Consider the following 19802-nt stretch of genomic DNA (forward strand, 5'->3'; position numbering starts at 1 on the left):
GCCGGGAGGCGGGGATCCGTCGACGAGCAGGTCGCCGCGGCGCCCGGCGGGGCGCCAGGGCTCCACGATCCGTTCGCAGCCACACGCCGGGCGCGGAGGAACCGTTGCGACGGAAGGCCTCGACGTCCGGGCCCGGCTGCAGCATGCTGCCGACCCCGGATCGGTCCGCCGCAGCTTTCGAACGCACTTTGAAACTAACACGGCGCTCGCGCTCCGAACAAGGACGCCGGTGACACCCGGGGTCCGACCGGCCTACCGGACGGCGCGATCCCGCGGCACCACTCCGACCGCGCTGCGGACGAGCGGCAGCGCGGATCGACCGATCGCAGGCTCACCCGTCCGCACGAAGGCCCCGACCACCGCGCCGAACCCGCTGCCGCGATCGGCCGGGGTACGCAGGACCGCCGTCGGGAGTCGCTCGGCGGCGCGGTCCTCGCCGCAGCGCCACACCGTCCACATCGCCGATCTCCCGCGGTACTCGGTGCAGTAGCTCCCGGCCAGGACCTCCACCGGGGAGATCGCCCCGCGCAGCAGCGCGGTCAGGTCACCGAAGGGCAGGTCGTCGTGGGCCACCAGGCCGAACGGGGAGCTCCCCGCGGGGCACCCGAGCGCGGCCTCGGCCCGGATGATCGCCCCCGCGTCGATCTCCCGCAGGTCGCCCCGTGCGGCGGGATCGGTGGCGAGGACGTCGAGGAACGCGGCCGCCACCCGGGCCGCCGCGACCGGGGTCTGCACCCGGATCGAGGGTGCGCCCGCCGGCAGCAGCAACCGGCGGACCAGCGGGCTCGTCCGCGGCAGGCCGGCGAGCAGCGCTGCGGCGTGCACCCCCTCCCCCCGTCCCGAGACCGTGATGGCGGTCGGATCACCACCGAAGGCGCGAGCGTGGGTCGCGACCCAGGTCAGGGCCTCCATCTGGTCCAGCAGTCCGAAGTTGCCGTTGCCGAGACCGGGATGCAGCGCGGTCAGGTCGAGATAGCCCAGCGCACCCCGGCGGTATCGGGGCGCGACGACGACGATCCCCTGCTCGGCGGCGAGTTCGGCGCAGAACCGGTGCGTCCGCCCCGGAAGCTGCGGCTCGTCGTCGAGCCACACGAGCACCGGGCGGTCCTGCGCCTCGGCGGGAACCCAGACGTCGAGCGTGAGACAGGAGGCCTCCGCGAACGCCGCATCGAGGGCCCGGGGAGCGCCGGCACTCCCGAGCGGCGACCAGGAGTCGGAGCTCGGGCACGCCACGGGCGGGGCGAAGCGCAGGAAGCCCACGGGCGGAGCGGCGTACGGAAGCCCGAAGAACGTGCGGACCTGCGGAAACCGGCGATCCCGGCCTCCCTGCACGATCCCCTCGGCCAGGGTGACGGTCAGGTGCGACATGGTGATCTCCCTTCCGTGCCGGCCCGCCCACCGCCGACCGACACGAAAACGGGGTATCCCCCCGGTTGGTTCGGCCAGCATAGGGAGTGGCCCCCCACTTGTCGAGACCGCGGTCACAGCAGAGCCGGGGAGCCGGCGGTGGAACACCGGCTCCCCGATCTCGTGGGCGATCAGCCCAGACGGTCCGCACCGACGTAGAGCGACTTGTACTCGAGGTACGCGTCGAGGGCCTCGGGTCCCAGCTCGCGGCCCAGCCCGGAGGCCTTCATCCCGCCGAACGGGGCGCCGAGGTCGATGCTGTAGCGGTTGAGCCCGATCGTGCCGGTACGCACGCGGCCGGCCAGCGCGAGCCCGCGGTCCTCGTCCGCGGTCCAGACGGACCCGGCCAGGCCGTACTCCGAGTCGTTGGCGATCCGGACGGCGTCCTCGTCGTCGTCGTACGGGATCACGGCGATGACCGGGCCGAAGACCTCCTCCCGGGCGAGCCGGTCGGCGTTGTCGACGTCGGCGAAGACGGTGGGTTCGACGAACCACCCCCGGTCCAGACCTCGGGGCCGGCCACCTCCGGTGACGAGCCGCGCCCCGGCGGCCCGCGCGATGTCGACGTAGCCGAGCACGCGGTCACGATGGTCCTCGCTGACCATCGGGCCGAGCGTGGTCGCCGGGTCGAGCGGGTCGCCGACCACCAGCTCGCGGCAGAACTGGGCGACGGCGTCGACGACCTCGGTGTAGCGCGAGCGCGGGGCGAGGATGCGGGACTGGGTGGTGCAGGTCTGGCTGTTGTTCTGGAAGGCCGCGGTCGACAGCCCGGCGCGCAGCAGGTCCAGGTCGGCGTCGTCGAGCACGATCGCCGCGGACTTGCCGCCCAGCTCGAGGGTGCAGCGGCGGATCAGCCGGCCGCACTCGGCACCGATGGCACGGCCCGCGGCCGTCGAGCCGGTGAACCCGATCTTGTCGACGAGCGGATGGGACACCAGCGAGCGCCCGGGTTCGCGTCCGGCCAGCACGATGTTCAGCACACCCGGCGGGAGACCGGCCTCGACCGCGGCGTCGCCGAGGACGTAGGAGTCCAGCGCGGTCTCCGGCGAGGGTTTGAGCACGACCGTGCAGCCCGCCGCGAGGGCCGGGGCGATCTTGAACATGGCCAGGGCCTGCGGGTAGTTCCACGGCGTGATCGCGCCCACGACGCCGACCGGCTCACGCCGCACGATCGTCGCGCCGGTCGGGCTGCGCCGTACCTCCTCGAACGGCAGGCGTTCGACCAGGTCCGCGTACATGCGCAGCAATACGGGCGGGACGATGCCGTTGCTGCCCTCCGAGAGCCGGATCGGCATCCCGTTCTCGCGGCTGACGAGCCGTGACGTGTCCGCGGCCCGCGCGGCGAGCGCGTCGGCGACCCGGCGGAGCACCGCGGCCCGCTCGGCCGGGGTGGTGCGGCCCCAGGGGCCCGCGTCGAGCGCCCGGCGTGCGGCACGCACGGCGTCGTCGACGTCCGCCGCCGTCCCGAGTGCGGCGGTGCCCAACGGCTCACCCGTCGCGGCCTCGATCGCGCGGTGCGTCTCGCTCCCCCGCGGGGTCACCCACTCGCCGTCGACGAAGAAGCGGGGGCGGTCGAGCTCGGTCGCCGTGCTGGTCGGCGTGCTGGTCACTGCTCTCCTCGGTCGTGACGGGGCGCCGGTGCGGGCGTGCACCGGCGCCCGGGGAATCACTCCCCCTGCAGGGTCTCCGGCAACGGGGCGTCGATCGCCTGCAGCCGGGGCAGTACCTCGGCGGCGAACAACCGCATCGAGCGCTCCGCCGCCTCGGCGGACATCCCGCCGAACCGCGGGTTGACGATGAACTCGACGGCGCCCGTCTTCTGCTGGATGAACTGCAGCTTCTCGAAGACCTGGTCCGGTGTGCCCCAGGCCTGTGGACGCGCGGCGTACTCGAGCATCTGCGCGTCCTTCTCCGGGTCCGTGCCCGGGCCCAGGTACGGCGGGACCTTCGCGTAGTGCTCGTAACCCTTGACCCCGATGAACTGCGACGGGTCGTCGAGACCGTACTGCTTGGCACTGCTGTTGTAGCTCTCCAGCATGTGCGTCGACATGACGTCCCAGGCCTCGGCCTCGGTGTCGAAGCACGACAGCATGACCTGGACGGTGGGCTGCGTCGGCTCGAGACCGATGCTCCGGCGGATCTTGTTGACCTGCTGGATGTCCTCGGCGTACTCGTCCCAGCTCTTCGTGTTGGTCATGATCACGCCGTGGCCGGAGTTGGCCACGATGGGCAGGGTGTCGGGACTCTGCCAGGCGATGCGCATCCGTTCCAGCAACCGTTCGGGATTGCGGAAGCCGGGGCGGATCGAGGTCTCCGGGATCTCGAAGTGCTCGCCGGAGAACGAGAACCACTCGTTCGTCAGCGCCCGGCGGAGGATCTCGACCGACTCGGCGAACCGGCCGCGGGCGTGCGGCATCGGGACGCGGAACCGGTCGAACTCCTGCTTCGCGGCGCCCCGGCCGAGGCCGATGGTGAGCTGCCGGCCCTGCAGCATGTTGTCCAGCACACTGATCTGGTCGACCACGGCGAGCGGGTCGTACCAGGGAAGGACCACCACGATCGAGCCGAAGTCGAGCGTGGTCGTCCTCCCCGCCATGTAGGTGAGGTGCTGGAGTGCGCCACCGGTCATGGCGTAGGGCGTGAAGTGGTGGTCGACCGCCCAGTAGGAGTCGAAGCCGAGCGGCTCGACCAGGCCGGCGAGGTGGAGGTCCTCCTCGTAGATCTGCTGGTCGGTGATCGCCGGAGGGCCGGGCCGCTTCGACTTGAAGCGGTCCCAGTCCGTGTAGTTCTGGAAGTAGAGATGGACGCCGATCTTCATGGTCACTTCCTCGGGAGTCCGACGACGGCAGCCGCGGGCGGAGCGGTTGCCGAGGCGCGGGAGCACAGCAACTCGAATCCGATTCGAATCTGGTCGAGCCAGGATCGCAGGCGGCCCCACCCCCGTCAAGACCGGAACGGAGGGGTCCCCCACTTGACGCGCACTCGTGAGCAGGTGTCTCATTCCGACTCGACTTCGAACCTACTCACGTTCGAATCTCGCGTCCCGACGCCGCTGTCCGCGAAGGAGCCCAGGTGCCCGATCCGACCCTGACCAGCCCGGCCGTCCCGCTCGTCGGCGGCCTGCGGTTCGCCGAGGCGCCTCGCTGGCACGCGGGGCGGCTCTGGTTCTCCGACATCTTCGGCCATCGCGTGCTGCGCGTCGACGAGGCCGGCAACCTGGAGACGGTCCACGAGTTCGCGGACGGGGAGCACCCCTGCGGCCTCGGGTTCCTCCCGGACGGCCGGCTGCTGGTCGCGAACATGGCGCGCCCGCAGATCCTCCGCCTCGACGCGCCGGGCGAGGTCGCCGTGCACGCCGATCTCGCCGAGCTGGCCGTCGGCGGGCTGAACGACATGGTGGTCGACGCACAGGGCCGCGCGTACGTGGGCTCGATGGGCACCCACGATCCCGCCGCGCCGCGCCCGGTCGCCGCGGACGGCCGGGTGATCCTGGTCGAGCCCGACGGCTCGGCGCGCGTGGTCGCCACCGAGGTCGACGATCCCAACGGCCCGGTCCTGCTCCCCGACGGCACCTACGTCGTCGCCTCGTTCCCCTCGGCCCGGCTCATCGGTTTCGACCGCGAGCCGGACGGCCGCCTGACGAACCGCCGCGTCTGGGCCGACCTGGCCCCGGGCAGCGCCGACGGGATCGCCGCCGACCGGGAGGGCGCGATCTGGACGGCGTCGCCGCTGCAGGGGGTGCTCCGCCGGATCGTGGAGGGCGGCACGGTCACCGACGTCGTCCCGATCTCGGACGACATCACGGCGAAGATGCCGCTGGCGTGCGCGCTCGGCGGGCACGACGGCCGCACCCTGTTCGTCCTGTGCCTGCTCGGTGGTGTGGAGGCCATCGCGGCGGGCACCACCGAGTCGGTGGTCGAGACGGTCCGTGTGGCCGTCCCGGCGAGCTAGGAGGCCGTGGTGGAGTTCGGGCTCTACTTCGCCCAGCAGCTCCCCCGGCCCTGGGGACCCGATGCCGAGCTGGACCTGTTCCAGGAGAGCCTCGACCAGGTCGAGCTCGCGGACCGGCTCGGATTCGGCTACGCCTGGGCTCCCGAGCAGCACTTCCTGGAGGAGTACTCGCACTCGTCGGCCCCCGAGGTCTTCCTCGCCGCCGCGAGCCAGCGGACGCGCACGATCCGGCTGGGGCACGCCGTCGTCCTGCTGCCCCCCGGGTACAACGAGCCGGCGCGGGTCGCCGAGCGGATCGCCACCCTGGACCTGCTCTCGCGCGGCCGCGTCGAGTTCGGCGTCGGTCACTCGAAGACCCGCGTGGAGCTGGAGGGCTTCGGCGTCGATCCCGTACTGCGACAGGCGATGTCGCTGGAGGCACTCGGTCAGGTCACCGAGATGATGGCCCGGGAGCCCTATCCCGGGTACACCGGCACGCATTTCGCCATGCCGGCGCGCAACGTCGTGCCCAAGCCGACGCAGCGCCCCCATCCACCACTGTGGATCGCCTGCTCGGACGACGAGACGGTCCGGCTCGCCGCACGCCTCGGTCTCGGCGCCCTGGCCCACTCCTTCTTCGACGCGGCCGAGGCCAGGGCCGTCGTCGAGGAGTACCACGAGATCTTCCGGCGGGAGTGCGTGCCGATCGGGCACACCGTGAACCCACGGGTCGCGACCATGGTGCCCTTCCACTGCCACCCCGACGCCGACGTGGCGCGCGACCGTGGCGAGCGCGCCGGCAGCTTCTTCACCTACGCCGTGCGGCACTACCACGTGTTCGGTCGGCACCGGCCCGGCGCGACGGAGGTGTGGGAGCGCTCGGAGATCGTGCGTGAGGAGCTGGGCGGCACGATCCCGCACCGCGGCGGGCACGCCATCGGCTCCCCGTCCGAGCTCACCGAGCGGCTGCGCGAGTACCAAGAGGCCGGGCTCGACCAGACGATCCTGCTCCACCAGTTCGGACGGCTTCCGTACGACCAGGTCCGGGCCTCGCTGGAGCTGTTCGCGGCCGAGGTGCTGCCCGCCTTCGCCGCGGAGCACGCCGCGATCCGGGCACGGCGGGACGCGGAACTGGCCCCGTACGTCGAGGCCGCGCTGGCCCGCAGGGAGCGGACGGTCGACCGACCGGCGCCGCTCGTCGACGCCTACGGGCTGAGCCGGCCACCGCTGGAGGATCCCGATGCCCATCCCCCGCACATCCGGGACGTCCTGGTCGAGCTGGCGAGGATGGCCGCCGTGGCGCGCCGCCTCGACCCCTGAGCGCCGGTCAGGGGCAGGGGTGGACGCCCGTGAGCGCCAGGCGCACGAGGCGCCGGGCGGTCACGGAGTCCTTCTCGGTCGCCGCCCCGATGGCGTTCATCAGGGTCATCAGGTCGGCACCGGTGACGCCGGCGCGCAGCACGCCCGCGGCCGCGGCCCGGTCGACCAGGATCTGCAGCTCGTCGATCAGCCGGTCCGTCACGCAGATCTCGTCCGCGGAGAGGCCGTCCCCGTCCGACCCGCCGAGCAGGGCGATCCCGAGCCCGCGGTTGTCGGCGATGTAGGCCGTCGTCTGCTCGACCCAGGTGTCCAGCTCGGCGGCCGGGTCCGTGCCGGGCTGCGCCGCGGCGTGGTCGCACAGCTGCTCGACGCCCTCGCGGTACACCGCCTCCAGGAGCGCGTGCCGGGACGGGAAGTGCCGGTGCAGGGTCGCCGAGCCGAGACCCGCGCGGCGCGCGATCTCCTCGAGCGATGCCTGCGCACCCTCCTGGCGGATGAGCTCCGCGGCGGCCACGAGCAGCCGCTCCCGGTTGCGGCGCCCGTCCGCGCGCAACGTCTTCACCGGAGGCACGGCGCTCCTCTCCTCGACAAGTGGGGTGGCCCTCGATATCGTAGCCCAGGTATAACCGGGGTACCACCCCACTTATTGTGAGGAGCACGATCATGAGCGATTTCGTCCTGGTCACGGGCGCGACAGGGCAACAGGGCGGTGCCGTGGCCCGAGCCCTCGTCGCGGCCGGGACACCGGTCCACGCGCTGGTCCGCGAACCCACGAGCGCGAAGGCGCGGGCACTGGCCGATCTCGGCGTGCGGCTGGTCCGTGGCGACCTCGACCAGCCGGAGTCGCTCAAGCCCGCCCTCGACGGGGCCCGCGGCCTCTTCTCGGTCCAGACGCCGGACTTCACGAACCTGGGCGGGGACACCGAGATCGAGCGCGCCCGCACCCTCGCCACGGCGGCCACGGCGGCCGGCGTGCCGCAGATCGTGCACACGTCGGCGTCGGGTGCGACCCGGATCATCGACGAGGACCGCTGGGGCCCATTCGTCGGCCACGCCTTCCGGGTCAAGACCCTGACCGAGGACGCGCTGCGGGACGCCGGAGCCGCGTCGACCACCATCCTGCGGCCGTCCGCCTTCATGGAGAACTTCCTGGCGCCCTCGTACTTCTACGCACCGGGCTCCACCGAGAAGATCCTCGTGGGCTACGACATCGACGTGCCGCAGGCCTTCGTGGCGGTCGCGGACATTGCGGCCGCCGCGGCCGCCGCGTTCGCCGACCCGCGGCGATTCGACGCCGTCGAGCTGGAGCTGGCGGGCGACCGGCTGGCTCTGCGGGAGGCCGTCGCGACCCTGTCCCGGGTCTGGGGCCGGTCGCTGACCCTGCCGCAGAGCCGGACGGCCGCGATCGCAGACGGGCTGCCGGAGGTGTTCCAGCAGTCCCAGGGCTACCTGAGCGCGCACCCCGCGCCGGCGTTCCCGGAGTACCTGCGGGCTTTCGGCCTGCGGCCGACCTCGTTGGAGGAGTGGGCCCGCGGCGTCGGCTGACCGCATCGCGGGGTGGCGGCGGTCGCCGGGCGACCGCCGCCACCCCGTGCGGCTACTTGATGGCGAGCGGGTTCACCGGGGACCCGACCGCGCCCACGAACTTGATCGGCGGGCCGGAGAACAGGAACTCGTAGACCCCGTCCAGCGCGCAGTCCGCGGCGAGCTCCTCGAAGTCGAGGATCTCGCCCAGCGGCATGCCCATGTCCCGGATGAGCACGCAGTGCACGGCGAACTTCTCGTCCCCCTCGCCGGGCAGCACCTCGATCGCCCAGTTGTCCGAGCACAGCGCCGCCACGTCCCGGTCGTACAGCCACTGGGCGCAGGCCAGCCCGATGCCCGGCTCGCCGTCCATGAAGGCCTTCGCGTCCCCGGTCGTGGTGAACAGGCTCCGCCAGCCGGTGCGGATCAGCAGGATGTCCCCCGGCCCCACCCGCACTCCCTGGGCGTCGGCGGCCGCGTCGAGATCCGCCGGCGTGATGGCATACCCGCGCTCGAGCCGGTCGACGCCCTTGAGCCGGGCGATGTCCAGCAGCACCCCACGGCCGGCGATGCCCTTCCCGAACTTGTCGATCGCCAGCTTCCCGGCCCCGCGCGGGCCCACCTCCGCCGCCGGATAGCCGTTGTAGAGCAGGTCGTCGTAGAAGACGTGGGACAGCCCGTCCCACTGCGACGCGGCCTGCAGCGGCATGAAGATGTAGTCGTCGGCGAAGTGCATCCCGCCCGGGTAGACCTGGCCCGCTCCGGTGTCCCGCATGAGATGGACGGGATTGATCCGGCCACCGCCCGGCTGCGGCCCGTCCGGGGCGAAGGGGATGCCGAGATCGAAGATCCGGCCGGTCCGGACCAGCCCGGCGGCCGCGACCACGGTCTCGGGGGTGATGAGGTTGAGGGTGCCCAGCTCGTCGTCCGGCCCCCAGCGGTGCCAGTTGCTCAGCCGGCGGCCGACCTCGCGGAAACGCTCCATCTGCTCAGACTCCGATCGACCGGCCGACCAGGTCACGGTGGTGACCCGGGGTGCCCAGCAGGAACTCGCTGCTCCTGGCCCGCTTGAAGTACAGCTGTGCGGGATGTTCCCACGTGAAGCCGATGCCGCCGTGCAGCTGGATCGCCGTCGCGGCCGCCCGGGTGAACGTGTCCGAGCAGACCGCCTTCGCGACGGAGGCGGCCAGCTCGACCTCGGGATCGCCCTGGGCAACGGCCCGTGCGGCGTCCTGCGCCGCCGACCGGGCCGACTCGATGGCGACGAGCATGTCCGCCAGCTTGTGCTTGACGGCCTGGAAGGACCCGATCGGCCGGCCGAACTGGTGCCGGACCTTCGCGTAGTCGACGGTCATCTCCAGCACCCGTTGCGCGCCACCGACCTGCTCCGCCGCCAGGGCGACCGCGGCGAACCGCAGCGCCCTCCGCACACCGTCCCACGCCTGTCCGCTGCGCCCGACGAGCACCGCCGGCGCCCGGTCGAGGGTGACGAGCGAGAGCGGCCGGGTCAGGTCCAGGGTCAGCTCGACCTCCACCGTGCACCCCTCCGCCGGTGGCTCGACCGCGAAGAGCGAGAGCCCGTCCGCCGTGTGCGCGACGACGAGCAGCAGGTTCGCGACGTGCGCGGCGGGCACGAACCGCTTCACCCCGGTCAGCGTCCATCCGGTGCCGTCCGGCTCGGCACGCATCCGGACGGCGGTGTCGTCCCAGCCGCCCTCCTCCTCGCCGAGCGCGAGGGTGGCGACCAGCTCCCCACTCGCGATGGCGGGCAGGTAGCGCTCGCACGCCGCGGGGTCCCCGCTCTCGAGGAGCACGTTCGCGGCGAGGGCGATGGTGGCGAGGAAGGGAGACGGCAGCAGGGCCCGGCCCATCTCCTCGAACACCACGCACAGCTCCTCGTAGCCGAACCCGGCACCGCCGTGGGCCTCCGGGAGCGCCATCCCCTGCAGGCCGAGCTGGCCCGCCATCACGGTCCAGACCTCGCGGTCGTACCCCTCGGGATCCGCCATCAACCGGCGGACGTCCGCCTCGGTCGACCGCCGCTCCAGGAACCGGCGGACCTCCCGACGGAGGTCCTCGCGGGCATCGCTGCTGCTCATCGGTGTCAGCCCCGAGGTATCTGCGAGAAGGGGAGGTGCTTGTCGCCGCGGGGTTCGGGCGGCAGGCCGAGCACCCGGTCGGCCAGGATCGTGCGCATGATCTCCGAGGTGCCGCCCTCGATCGTCTGGGCCCGCGAGCGCAGGAAACGGCGCCGCAGATCGGCCTCTCCGCTGCGCCGCAACGACTCCTCGGTGTAGGCGACGGGCTCGTAGGAGTCGTAGAGCAGGCTCTCGTCGCCGAGCAGGTCGAGGCAGAGCTCCAGGGCGTCCTGGTTCAGCTCGGCGTACACCAGCTTGCCGATCGAACCCTCCGGACCGGGGATGCCGTCCGTCCGGTTGGCGGCGGCACGGACGGTGTTGAGCCGTTGGACGCGGCCCCGGATCCACAGCTCGATCATCCGGGTGCGCTGCCCGGCGTCCCGCTCCCGGCGCCGGTACAGCTCGAGCGCGATGTCCGTCGGGCCCTTCTCGTCGCGCTCCCGGTTGAACAGGACGCGCTCCTCCATGAGCGTCGTCATGGCGACCTTCCAGCCCGCCCCGGGTGCGCCGATCCGCGCCGGGTCGGGGACCCGGACGTCCGTGAGGTAGACCTCGTTGAACTCGGCCTCACCGGTCATCTGCCTCAGCGGCCGGACCTCGACGCCGGGCGCGCGCATGTCGAGCAGGAAGTAGGTGAGGCCCTGGTGCTTGGGCAGGTCCGGATCGGTGCGGACGATCAGCATCCCGATGTCCGAGATCGTCGCCATCGAGCTCCAGACCTTCTGCCCGTTGACGATCCAGTCGTCGCCGTCGCGCACCGCGCGGGTGGTCAGGCCCGCGAGGTCCGAGCCGGCACCCGGCTCCGAGAAGAGCTGACACCAGCGCTCGTCGCCGACGAACAGCGGCCGCAGGTAGCGCTCCTGCTGCGCGCGGTCCCCCCAGGCGACGACCGTCGGGGCACCCATCGCGTAGCCGAGCCGGTTGGTCCCGGCACCGTCGGGAGCGCCCGCCTCGGCCAACCGCAGCACGACCTCTCGCTGCAGCTGTGGCGCCACCCCCAGACCGCCCAGGCCCTCCGGGAAGTGCACCCAGGCCAGCCCGGCCTCGAACTGCGCCCCCAGGAAGTCGCGACGTGCGGTGGTCGCGGGCGGGTGGTCGCGGAGGAGCTCCTCGACCCTGCCGATCACCAGGTCGGTGTCGGCCATCAGACGAATCCCTCGGCCCGGAAGGCGCCGTCCCGCCAGTCGAGAGCGGCCTGCAGCCCACCGGCGTCGAGCCGCTCGCGGAAGCCACGCGCGCCCGGCCGGAAGTTGCCGCTGAAGGAGTGCCAGGACCAGGACTGGTCGAAGTGCGTCTTCATGCCCTGGATCTCGTAGGCCTGGTTGACCGAGTGCTTGTTGGCGGCCAGCAACCCCGGGGCGATCGACGAGATCGCGCGCAGCTCGCGGAGCGTCTCCTCCTCCAGCCGCTCGGCGGGGAAGGACTTCACGACCCAGCCCATCCGCGCGGCCTCGGCGCCGGTGACCGAGTTGCCGGTCAGCTGGAGGTACTTGGCGTGCGCCATGGTCATCTTCCACGGGAAGTACGGCACGTCCGGGCTGGTCATCCCGCGCATCGGCGGGTAGCCGATCCGGGCGTCGTCGGCCACGAAGGCGATGTCGCACATCGACATCAGCTCGGTGCCGCCCGCCACGCAGTGCCCGTGCACCATCGCGACGACGGGCTTGAGCAGGTCCCAGACCGTGTACCAGTCGCGCACGCAGCTGCGCGCCCACTGGTCGGTCCACCCGTCGAACTCGGCCGCGTCCACCCAGCGCTCGGGCCGGATCCCGTCGTCGCGGTAGTAGCTGCCGTCCTGCCGGCCGCTGGTCTTCGGGCCCGTCGAGAGGTCGTACCCCGCGCTGAACGACGGCCCGTTCGCCCGGATCAGCACGACCGCCACGTCGTCGTCCGCCTCGGCGGTGCGCAACGCGTGGATGATCTCGCGGCGCATCAGGTAGCTCAGCCGGTTGCGCTTGTCCGGGACATTAAGGGTGACCGTCGCCACCCGGTCCGCCACCGCGTAGAGGATCTCCTCGTACGCCGGCTCGGGGTCTGTGGTACTCACGAGCGGTCCGATCTGGTCAGGGGCCCGGCCGGGCCGGCTGGGCCGAGGTTGTCCATGCGGGTGCGGAGCTCCCGTTTGAGCACCTTGCCCGCGGCGTTGCGCGGCAACGGGTCCGACCCGATGAGGAACCGGGTGGGGACCTTGAACGGTGCGAGGTGGAGCCCGGCGTGCGCGCGCAGGTCCTCGGCGGTCACGACCGCTCCGGGCCGCACCTGCACGACCGCGGCGACCTCCTCACCGAGGTGCGGATGGGGCACACCGACGACGGAGACGTCCTCGACACCGGGATGGTCGCCGAGGCGTTCCTCCACCTCGGCGCAGTAGACGTTCTCGCCGCCGCGGATCACGACGTCCTTGATCCGGTCGACGATGAAGACGAAGCCCTCGGCGTCCCGGCGGACCAGGTCACCGGAGCGGAACCAGCCGTCGGGGGTGAACGCGGTGCTGGTCGCAGGGTCCTGGTTCCAGTAGCCGCGGGCGACGTTCGGGCCGCGGAACCAGGCCTCACCGACCTCGTCCGTGCCCACGTCCGCGCCGTCCGGCCCGACGACCCTGACCTGCGAGGTCGGGAACGCCCGGCCGACGGAGAGCGGGCGGCGGAAGTAGTCCCTCGAGCCGATCATCATCATCGCGCCGGTGGTCTCGGTGAGGCCGTAGCCGGTGGCGGTGCCCGTCCGGCCCCCGAACAGGCTCCCGATCCGGCCGATGAGCGCGGCGGTCGACTGTGCCCCGCCGGTGGCGAGCGTCCGCAGCGACGGCAGCCGGACGCCGGACCGTTCGATCTCGTCCAGCAGCTGCCGGGCCACCGGCGGCACGGCGGTGAGCGAGTCGACCTGCTCCCTCCCGATCAGCTCGACCGCCCGCCGGGCATCCCAGCGGTACATGAGGACCAGGTGCAGCCCGGTGGTCGCGGCGGCGATGACACGCGGCAGGTAGGCCACGTGGAACAACGGGCCCGTGACCAGCATCGTCGGCCGTTCGGGGGGCGGCGGCGGATCCTCGCCGCGGGCGCGCGCGAGCTCCGCCTCGACCTGGGCGTGGACCCGCATGTTCATCAGGGTCGTGAGGTGTGCGCGATGGGTGGCCACCGCGCCCTTGGGTCGGCCACTCGTGCCGGAGGTGTAGAGGATCGTCGCGTCGTCGTCCGGCTCGAGCGGGACCGTGGCCGGGTCGAACCGGCGGTGCTCCCCCGCCAGCACCGCGGCCCACTCGTCGTCACCTCGCACGGTGTCGCCGGGACGGACCTCCACCACGGCCCGCAGCGCGGGCAGCTCGCGGCGCCGGAGCTGGACCGCCTCGGTGCGCTCGCGGTCGGCGACCAGCAGCCGGGCCCCGCAGTCGGCGAGGGCGCCCGCCAGCTCGGCGCCGGTCCACCACGCGTTGAGCGGCACACACACCGCGCCGACGCTCACCGTGGCCGCGAAGGCCACGATCCATTCGGGGTAGTTCCGCATCGCCACGGCGACCCGGTCGCCCTTGCCGATCCCGTACCGGTCGACCAGCAGCATCGCGAACCGGTCCACGAGTTCCTGGTGCTCCACCCAGGTGCGGTGGTCGTCCTCGTAGGTCAGGGCGCGCCGCTCACCCCAGCGCCCGCCTCCGGCGACGACCTCACGCAGGCTCGCGGGGGCGTACTCGTAGACGGGTTGCCCGACACCGCCGACCCGGGCGTGCCGGAGCGCGAACTCGCCGTCCCCGCCGGTCAGCCGGGCGATGATCGCGGCGCGGCGTTCGGTCTCGTTCACTCGCCGACTCCTTTGCGACCGGCCGGACGGCGCATCGGTGCGCGCGCGGCGGGCCGCCTCACTTCAGGGGAACGCTAACCTTTGGGATACTGCTTAGTCAATCTTGGATCCTATTCTTACCGACCTTTCCAGACGGGTGCCCGCCTCTCCACGAAGGCTCGTGCACCCTCGGCCGCGTCCTCGGACGTCCGCACCCGGTGTGCGAGCTCCGCCTGCCGGGCGAAGCCGGTGGCGTCGGCGGCCCATCCGGCCGTGAGCACCTGCTTGGTCGCGGCGACGGCGAGCGGGCCGTTCGCGGCGATTCGGGCAGCGAGCTCACGAGCGGTGCCCAGCGCGGCGCCGTCCGGCACCAGGCGGTTGACCATGCCGAAGCGATGCGCCGCGGTCGCGGTCAACCGGTCGCCGAGCAGCGCGATCTCCATCGCCAGGTGGTGCGGCGCCCGCCCGGGGAGGCGGAGCAGGCCGCCGCCGGCGGCGATGAGACCGCGCTTGACCTCGGGCAGCCCGAACGTCGCGGACTCCGCGGCCACGACGAGGTCGCAGGCCAGCGCGATCTCCGTGCCGCCACCGAGCGCGGGGCCCTCGACGGCCGCGATCAGCGGGGTGTCCGGCGGCCGTTCCACCAGGCCAGCGAATCCGCGTCCCTCGACGCTCGCCCGCTCGCCCGCCCCGAAGGCCCTGAGGTCCATCCCGGCACAGAAGTAGCCGCCGGCGCCGGTGATGATCCCGGCACGCAGCCCGGGAGCGGAGTCGAGCCGGTCCATCGCCGCGGCCAGCCCCTGCGCCACCGCGCTGTTCACGGCGTTGCGGACCCGCGGCCGGTTGATCGTGATCACGAGGATGCCGTCGGCCTCCTCGACCAGGACCGCGTCGCACCCACTCACGCCTGCACCGCTCCCAGCACCTCGTCGGTGTGCTCGCCGAGCCGCGGCGTCGGGGTGACACCGGCCGGGGTGAAACCCCGGTACCGGGCGGGCGTGCGGACGGCGAGCTCGGTGCGCTCCCCCTCCCCCACGGTGACCGCCAGCCCGGCCTCGACGAAGGCCGCCGAGCGGATCACCGAGCTCCAGCTCCGCGCCGGCGAGGCCATCACCCCCGCCGCCGTGAGGATCTCCACCCACTCGGCCACGGTGTGCCCTGCGAGTGCCTCCTCCAGTGCCGCGGCCAGCTCGACGGGGTGCCGGGCGCGCTCGACCTGCTCGGCGAACCGCGGATCGGTCCGCAGCGTGGGGCGGTCGAGCGCCTCGACCAACAGGTTCCAGTGCTTCGGTACGTAGGCGAAGAGCATCAGCCAGCCGTCGGCAGCGCGGAAGGGACCGGACGGGGCGACCGCGAGGGAGGCGCGCCCGGTCTCGGTCAGATGGGCGTGCTCCGGCGCGGTGTGCAGCTGACGGGTGACGTGAGGGGCCTGCAGGCTCACCGCCACGTCGTAGAGCGCGACCTCGACGACGTCCCCCTCGCCGTGCCGCTCCCGCCCCAGCAGCGCGGCGAGGATCGCCTGCGCGAGCACGTGCCCGCTGCTGGCGTCGACCACGGTCGGCGCGGGCAGCGACGGTGCCCCGTCCGCCCTCGTCAAGCCGGTGAGCAGGCCGGACTCCGCCTGGATCAGCGCGTCGATCCCGGGCCGGCGGTGTTGCTCGCCGTGTCCGGAGAAGGCCGACAGCGAGGCGTAGACGAGCCCGGGATTGCGCCGGCGCAGCGCGTCGGGCCCCAGCCCCAGCCGGTCCAGGACGCCCGGCCGAAAGCCCTGCACGAAGACGTCCGCGGTGTCGGCCAGGGCGAGGAGCCGGTCGACGTCGTCCGCGTTCCGCAGATCCAGGACCACCGACTTCTTCCCCCGGTGATGAGGAAGGAAATAGGGCCGCAGGTCCTCCTGGCCGGGGATCGTCGAGCGGATGTTGCGGCCCGCCTCGCCTGCAGGCGGCTCGATCTTGATCACCTCGGCCCCGAGGTCCACGAGAACCTGGCCGGCGAGCGGGCCGGCCACGTTGGACGTGAGGTCGAGGACACGCATCCCGGCCATCGGTCGACGGTCGGTCACGGTTGCGATCACGGTCCCTCCAGGGTGCCGACGGGGTAGGACGCACCCTCGGCCGGGTGCGCGAAGGTGATGCGGACGGGGCACCCGGCTGCCGGCTCACCCGGGCCCACGAGCCGGACCTGCAGCCAGGGCCCTTCGGCCAGCTCCACGAGCGCGGTGCGGAAGGGCAGCAGGGAGGCGAACGCCGGATGGGGGGCGGTGTGCACGACCGCCCAGGTCACGAGGATGCCGTGCCCCGCCGCAGCGGCCCATTCCAGTGCGCCGCAACAGATCGTGACCTCCGGCGGGTACCAGCCGCCGCAGGACGCGCAGCGCGGCAGCACGAGCTCGTCCCTCGCGGCGGCGGCGAAGAAGGGGGCGGTCGCGGCGTCGGACTCGATCGGTGGCCCGAACGCGGTCATCGTCGTCCCTCCCGCGGATGCGGGGACAGGATCACGGTCGAGTGGTGGTCGAGGACGCCACCGTTGCCGGAGACCAGGACCACGTCGTGCTTCGGGACCTGGCGCGTGCCGCCCCGGCCGCGGGCCTGGATCACGGCCTCGGTCAACGGGGTCATGCCCCACATGTAGTAGCCCGAGAGCTGGCCGCCACCGGTGTTCACCGGCAGCGGGCCGCCGGGTGCGGTGCGACCCTCGGCGACGAAGGAGCCACCCTCGCCCTTGCCGCAGAACCCGTAGTCCTCCAGCGTGACGACGACCGTGTAGGTGTAGCAGTCGTAGAGCTCGGCGATGTCGACGTCCTCGATCCGGATCCCGGCCATCCGCAGCGCGTCCGGCCCGGAGGTCGCAGCGCCTGTCGTGAGGCCGAAACCGGATCCGCGGGCGGCGGGATGCCCCGGATGTCCCTGCCCCACCCCGAGGACGTGCACCGGCGGCTGTGCCAGGTCGGCCGCACGATCCGCCCTGGTCACGACGACGGCCGCGCCGCCGTTGGACACCAGGCAGCAGTCGAGGAGGTGCAGCGGCTCGGCGATCCACCGCGAGGCCTGGTGCTGCCCCAGGGTGAGCGGCTCCCGCATCTCCGCGAGCGGGTTCAGCGCGGCCCACCTCCGCTGCGCGACCGCGACCGCACCGAACTGCTCGCTCGTGGTCCCGTAGGCCTCCATGTGACGGCGGGCGGCGAGGGCGTACTGGACCGTCGGATTCCCTCCCGCGACGGTCCGCAGCGCGGGGGCACCGGTGAGGGCGAACCGGCGGCGGGCGGCGTACGCAGCCCCGGCCGACTCGCCCGGCTGTCGCGGGGAGTCGGCGAAGACGCAGGCCACGACCTCGGCGAGGCCGCTGGTCACGGCTGCTGCGGCATATCCGAGCATCGCCCCGGCGGTGGCGCCGAAGCTCTGCATCTCGCTGAGCAGCCGCAGGTCACGCAGGCCGAGCCGGCGCTGTAGCGAGACGTCGACGTCCCGGGTGGTGCCGGAGCTGACCAGCAGTCCGTCCACATCGGCGAGGACGAGGCCGGCGTCCGCCACCGCCCGGCGCACCGCGTCCGCGGCGAAGTCGGGCGCGCTGCGGCCGTACACACGGCCGACCTCGGTCATCCCGAGGCCGACGATCGCAGCATCCATCGCGAGTCCCTGTCTTGTCATCGGCGCCTCTGGACGCGCCGGCGTCCGCGGTCCGGGACGACTCGTCGTGCACACCTCGTTCGTCCGCGCACCGGCCGACCGTGAGGCACGCGGTGACGCTAGCACATTTGAATCCAATAGTAGACTTATCGGATCCTGTCTCGTACGGTGGCCACTCCCCAGTCATCCGGAGGGTCACATGACTCAGGGCCTGCCGTTCGAGGGTGTCGTGGTCGTCGATCTGAGCCAGGGCATCGCCGGTCCACTGGCCACGATGATGCTCGCGCAGTACGGCGCCACCGTGGTCAAGGTCGAGCCGCCGGGCGGCGACTGGCTGCGGGCCACGGCGCGGATCCCCGGCGGGAACACCGGGGTCACGGTGTCGGGGAACATGGGCAAGCGCAGCATCTGCGTGGACCTCAAGTCCGAGCGCGGCGCCGAGGTCCTGCGGAGGCTGGTCGCGGACGCGTCGGTGTTCGTCGAATCCTACCGGCCGGGCGTGATCGACCGGCTCGGCTTCTCCCACGCGGCCGTCACCGCGCTCAACCCCGAGATCGTCTACGCGTCGGTTTCCGGCTTCGGCCAGTCCGGGCCGCACGCACAGCGCCCGGCGATGGATCCGGTCCTGCAGGCGTACGGCGGCCTGATGGCCGAGCACGGGACCTTCCTCGACGGACCGCACCGGCTGATCACCATCCCGGTGGACCTCACCGCGGCGCTGTTCGCCTTCTCCGCTCTCTCGGCGGCGTTGTACGACAAGCGGGTCCACGGCACCGGCACCTATCTCGATCTCACCCTGCTGCAGGCCGCGGCCTGGCTCGACCTGCACTCCCTCCACGAGCGGCTACTGCACGACGGCCGGCTCGCCCCGCAGCCCGCGATCTACGGCAACTACGGCACCTCGGACGGCGAGATCTTCGTCGCCGCCCTCAACGAGGCCGAGTGGACGCGGTTCCGTGCCGCCCTCGGGGAGGACGAACGCCTGGTCGCCGACCGGTTCCGCCCCTACGACGCCCTGCGGGCCCCCGAACCGCACACCGGCGCCTCGGCGGAGCTGCGGGCACTCGTGGGCGAGCTGCTGCTGGCCCGAACCAGCGCGGAGTGGGCCGAACGGTTCACCCGGCACCGGATCATGTGCGCGCCGATCAACGACTCGCTCACCTTCCTCCGGGAGCCGCACGTCGCGGAGCAGGGACTGTTCGCGCACCTGCGGCAGCCCGGGATCGACATCCCCGTGCCGATCCCCGGGCTCGCCGGCCTGCCCATCAGCGAGGGATCGCCCCGCTCGATGGCGCCGCTGGCAGGCGCGGACACCGAGGACATCCTGGCCGAGCACGGCTTCACGGCCGAGGAGATCGACGACATGCTGGGCGCGGGCGTCGTGCGTTCCTTCGTCGAGCCGGTTCCGGCGGAGTAGCTGTGCACCACTCGGATTCGGCCCGCACCCCGATGCCCGTCAGCGACGACTAGCGCGACACATCGGGCTCCGGGGTCCCGATCGTCCAGGTGTCGCGGCCGTCGAGCAGGGCCTGGAGGTTCGCCGCGCCTTCCCCGCCCACCCTGTCCTTGGCCTGCTGGACCTGGGCGCGGGCGGCGTCGTCGTAGGTGGTGCGGTCGACGCCCGTGAAGATGCCGGTGACGGTGTGGGTGAGGTCCTGGTCGGACAGTCGCGAGAGCGCGAAGGCGAGCTCGTGGCTGGTCTGGTCGTGGACCACGATCTGTGACTGGTCGACCGAGGCGGCGGGGACGACCTCGAGGCGGAACCCGTTCTGGATCACGGCCTGGCGGTTGTCTTCCGGGCCGAAGACGATGGGTTCGCCGTGGCGGATCGGGACGAGGCGCTGGTCCTTGGTCTCGGGTTTGCGCAGGAGGTCGAAGGAGCCGTCGTTGAAGATGGGGCAGTCCTGGAAGATCTCCACCAGCGCGGAGCCGCGGTGGGCGGCGGCGGCGCCGAGGACCTCGGTGAGGCCCTTTCGGTCGCTGTCGAGGGCGCGGCCGATGAAGCTGGCTTCGGCGCCCAGCGCGAGGGAGATGGGGTTGAAGGGGTGGTCGACCGAGCCCATGGGGGTGGACTTGGTGATCTTCC

Annotated in this window: 17 protein-coding genes and 1 pseudogene; 4 read left to right on the top strand and 14 right to left on the bottom strand. The window is 72.5% G+C overall.

Going from position 1 to position 19802, the window contains the following annotated elements; translation table 11 throughout:
- Positions 1 to 252: 252 nt before the first annotated feature.
- From ABD324_RS06350 to ABD324_RS06360, 3 genes are all read right to left on the bottom strand, one after another.
- The gene (locus tag ABD324_RS06350) at positions 253 to 1368 is read right to left on the bottom strand and encodes a carboxylesterase family protein (protein WP_344413330.1); all 1116 of its coding nucleotides are present in this window, start codon (positions 1366 to 1368) and stop codon (positions 253 to 255) included.
- A gap of 170 nt (positions 1369 to 1538) precedes the next feature.
- Positions 1539 to 3017, bottom strand: a complete 1479-nt coding sequence (locus ABD324_RS06355) for an aldehyde dehydrogenase (protein ID WP_344413332.1) — start codon at positions 3015 to 3017, stop codon at positions 1539 to 1541.
- Between the two features lie 56 nt (positions 3018 to 3073).
- The gene (locus ABD324_RS06360) at positions 3074 to 4225 is read right to left on the bottom strand and encodes an LLM class flavin-dependent oxidoreductase (protein ID WP_344413334.1); all 1152 of its coding nucleotides are present in this window, start codon (positions 4223 to 4225) and stop codon (positions 3074 to 3076) included.
- Between the two features lie 254 nt (positions 4226 to 4479).
- Between ABD324_RS06360 and ABD324_RS06365 the strand changes: the two genes are divergently transcribed.
- Positions 4480 to 5358, top strand: coding sequence for an SMP-30/gluconolactonase/LRE family protein (locus tag ABD324_RS06365; protein ID WP_344413336.1), 879 nt, complete (start codon positions 4480 to 4482; stop codon positions 5356 to 5358).
- Between the two features lie 9 nt (positions 5359 to 5367).
- Positions 5368 to 6657 (top strand): LLM class flavin-dependent oxidoreductase, encoded by a 1290-nt coding sequence (locus ABD324_RS06370; protein WP_344413338.1) that lies wholly within the window; start codon positions 5368 to 5370, stop codon positions 6655 to 6657.
- A 7-nt stretch (positions 6658 to 6664) separates the two neighbouring features.
- On the opposite strand, the gene ABD324_RS06375 is transcribed toward ABD324_RS06370, so the two are convergent.
- Entirely contained in the window at positions 6665 to 7228 is a 564-nt protein-coding gene (locus ABD324_RS06375) for a TetR/AcrR family transcriptional regulator (protein WP_344413341.1), read from the bottom strand.
- Positions 7229 to 7320: 92 nt separating this feature from the next.
- Between ABD324_RS06375 and ABD324_RS06380 the strand changes: the two genes are divergently transcribed.
- Entirely contained in the window at positions 7321 to 8202 is an 882-nt protein-coding gene (locus tag ABD324_RS06380) for an NmrA family NAD(P)-binding protein (RefSeq protein WP_344413343.1), read from the top strand.
- A gap of 52 nt (positions 8203 to 8254) precedes the next feature.
- Here ABD324_RS06380 and ABD324_RS06385 read toward each other — a convergent pair whose 3' ends face one another.
- From ABD324_RS06385 to ABD324_RS06425, 9 genes are all read right to left on the bottom strand, one after another.
- A complete protein-coding gene (locus tag ABD324_RS06385) occupies positions 8255 to 9166 on the bottom strand; it encodes a cyclase family protein (RefSeq protein ID WP_344413345.1) in 912 nt (303 codons plus the stop codon).
- Positions 9167 to 9170: 4 nt separating this feature from the next.
- The gene (locus ABD324_RS06390; protein ID WP_344413347.1) at positions 9171 to 10280 is read right to left on the bottom strand and encodes an acyl-CoA dehydrogenase family protein; all 1110 of its coding nucleotides are present in this window, start codon (positions 10278 to 10280) and stop codon (positions 9171 to 9173) included.
- A gap of 5 nt (positions 10281 to 10285) precedes the next feature.
- Positions 10286 to 11464 carry an acyl-CoA dehydrogenase family protein gene (locus ABD324_RS06395; protein ID WP_344413349.1) on the bottom strand — a complete coding sequence of 393 codons (1179 nt, stop codon included), beginning with the start codon at positions 11462 to 11464 and terminating at the stop codon, positions 10286 to 10288.
- Positions 11464 to 12366: an enoyl-CoA hydratase-related protein gene (locus ABD324_RS06400; RefSeq protein ID WP_344413350.1), complete on the bottom strand. Its 903-nt coding sequence runs from the start codon at positions 12364 to 12366 to the stop codon at positions 11464 to 11466. The genes ABD324_RS06395 and ABD324_RS06400 overlap by 1 nt, the downstream gene beginning before the upstream one ends.
- A complete protein-coding gene (locus ABD324_RS06405) occupies positions 12363 to 14111 on the bottom strand; it encodes a class I adenylate-forming enzyme family protein (RefSeq protein ID WP_344413352.1) in 1749 nt (582 codons plus the stop codon). Before ABD324_RS06405 ends, ABD324_RS06400 begins: the two co-directional genes overlap by 4 nt.
- 116 nt (positions 14112 to 14227) lie before the next feature.
- Positions 14228 to 14995 carry a crotonase/enoyl-CoA hydratase family protein gene (locus ABD324_RS06410; RefSeq protein ID WP_344413354.1) on the bottom strand — a complete coding sequence of 256 codons (768 nt, stop codon included), beginning with the start codon at positions 14993 to 14995 and terminating at the stop codon, positions 14228 to 14230.
- Positions 14992 to 16134: a CaiB/BaiF CoA transferase family protein gene (locus ABD324_RS06415; protein ID WP_344413356.1), complete on the bottom strand. Its 1143-nt coding sequence runs from the start codon at positions 16132 to 16134 to the stop codon at positions 14992 to 14994. The genes ABD324_RS06410 and ABD324_RS06415 overlap by 4 nt, the downstream gene beginning before the upstream one ends.
- Before the next feature lie 26 nt (positions 16135 to 16160).
- Positions 16161 to 16553: a Zn-ribbon domain-containing OB-fold protein gene (locus ABD324_RS06420; RefSeq protein ID WP_344413358.1), complete on the bottom strand. Its 393-nt coding sequence runs from the start codon at positions 16551 to 16553 to the stop codon at positions 16161 to 16163.
- A complete protein-coding gene (locus ABD324_RS06425) occupies positions 16550 to 17716 on the bottom strand; it encodes a thiolase family protein (RefSeq protein WP_344413360.1) in 1167 nt (388 codons plus the stop codon). Before ABD324_RS06425 ends, ABD324_RS06420 begins: the two co-directional genes overlap by 4 nt.
- A 199-nt stretch (positions 17717 to 17915) precedes the next feature.
- On the opposite strand from ABD324_RS06425, the gene ABD324_RS06430 reads away from it, so the two are divergent.
- Positions 17916 to 19133 carry a CaiB/BaiF CoA transferase family protein gene (locus ABD324_RS06430; protein WP_344413362.1) on the top strand — a complete coding sequence of 406 codons (1218 nt, stop codon included), beginning with the start codon at positions 17916 to 17918 and terminating at the stop codon, positions 19131 to 19133.
- Between the two features lie 49 nt (positions 19134 to 19182).
- Here ABD324_RS06430 and ABD324_RS06435 read toward each other — a convergent pair.
- Positions 19183 to 19802, bottom strand: a pseudogene (locus tag ABD324_RS06435) (2-oxoacid:ferredoxin oxidoreductase subunit beta); the annotation flags it as partial.

The organism is Pseudonocardia ailaonensis, assembly GCF_039531635.1.
Lineage (GTDB): Bacteria > Actinomycetota > Actinomycetes > Mycobacteriales > Pseudonocardiaceae > Pseudonocardia > Pseudonocardia ailaonensis.

Coding starts and splice junctions, on each gene's coding strand:
- ABD324_RS06395 (WP_344413349.1), bottom strand. CDS start 11,464: ATGGCCGACACCGACCTGGTGATCGGCAGGGTCGAGGAGCTCCTCCGC.
- ABD324_RS06350 (WP_344413330.1), bottom strand. CDS start 1,368: ATGTCGCACCTGACCGTCACCCTGGCCGAGGGGATCGTGCAGGGAGGC.
- ABD324_RS06430 (WP_344413362.1), top strand. CDS start 17,916: ATGACTCAGGGCCTGCCGTTCGAGGGTGTCGTGGTCGTCGATCTGAGC.
- ABD324_RS06385 (WP_344413345.1), bottom strand. CDS start 9,166: ATGGAGCGTTTCCGCGAGGTCGGCCGCCGGCTGAGCAACTGGCACCGC.
- ABD324_RS06390 (WP_344413347.1), bottom strand. CDS start 10,280: ATGAGCAGCAGCGATGCCCGCGAGGACCTCCGTCGGGAGGTCCGCCGG.
- ABD324_RS06415 (WP_344413356.1), bottom strand. CDS start 16,134: ATGGCCGGGATGCGTGTCCTCGACCTCACGTCCAACGTGGCCGGCCCG.
- ABD324_RS06380 (WP_344413343.1), top strand. CDS start 7,321: ATGAGCGATTTCGTCCTGGTCACGGGCGCGACAGGGCAACAGGGCGGT.
- ABD324_RS06360 (WP_344413334.1), bottom strand. CDS start 4,225: ATGAAGATCGGCGTCCATCTCTACTTCCAGAACTACACGGACTGGGAC.
- ABD324_RS06425 (WP_344413360.1), bottom strand. CDS start 17,716: ATGGATGCTGCGATCGTCGGCCTCGGGATGACCGAGGTCGGCCGTGTG.
- ABD324_RS06420 (WP_344413358.1), bottom strand. CDS start 16,553: ATGACCGCGTTCGGGCCACCGATCGAGTCCGACGCCGCGACCGCCCCC.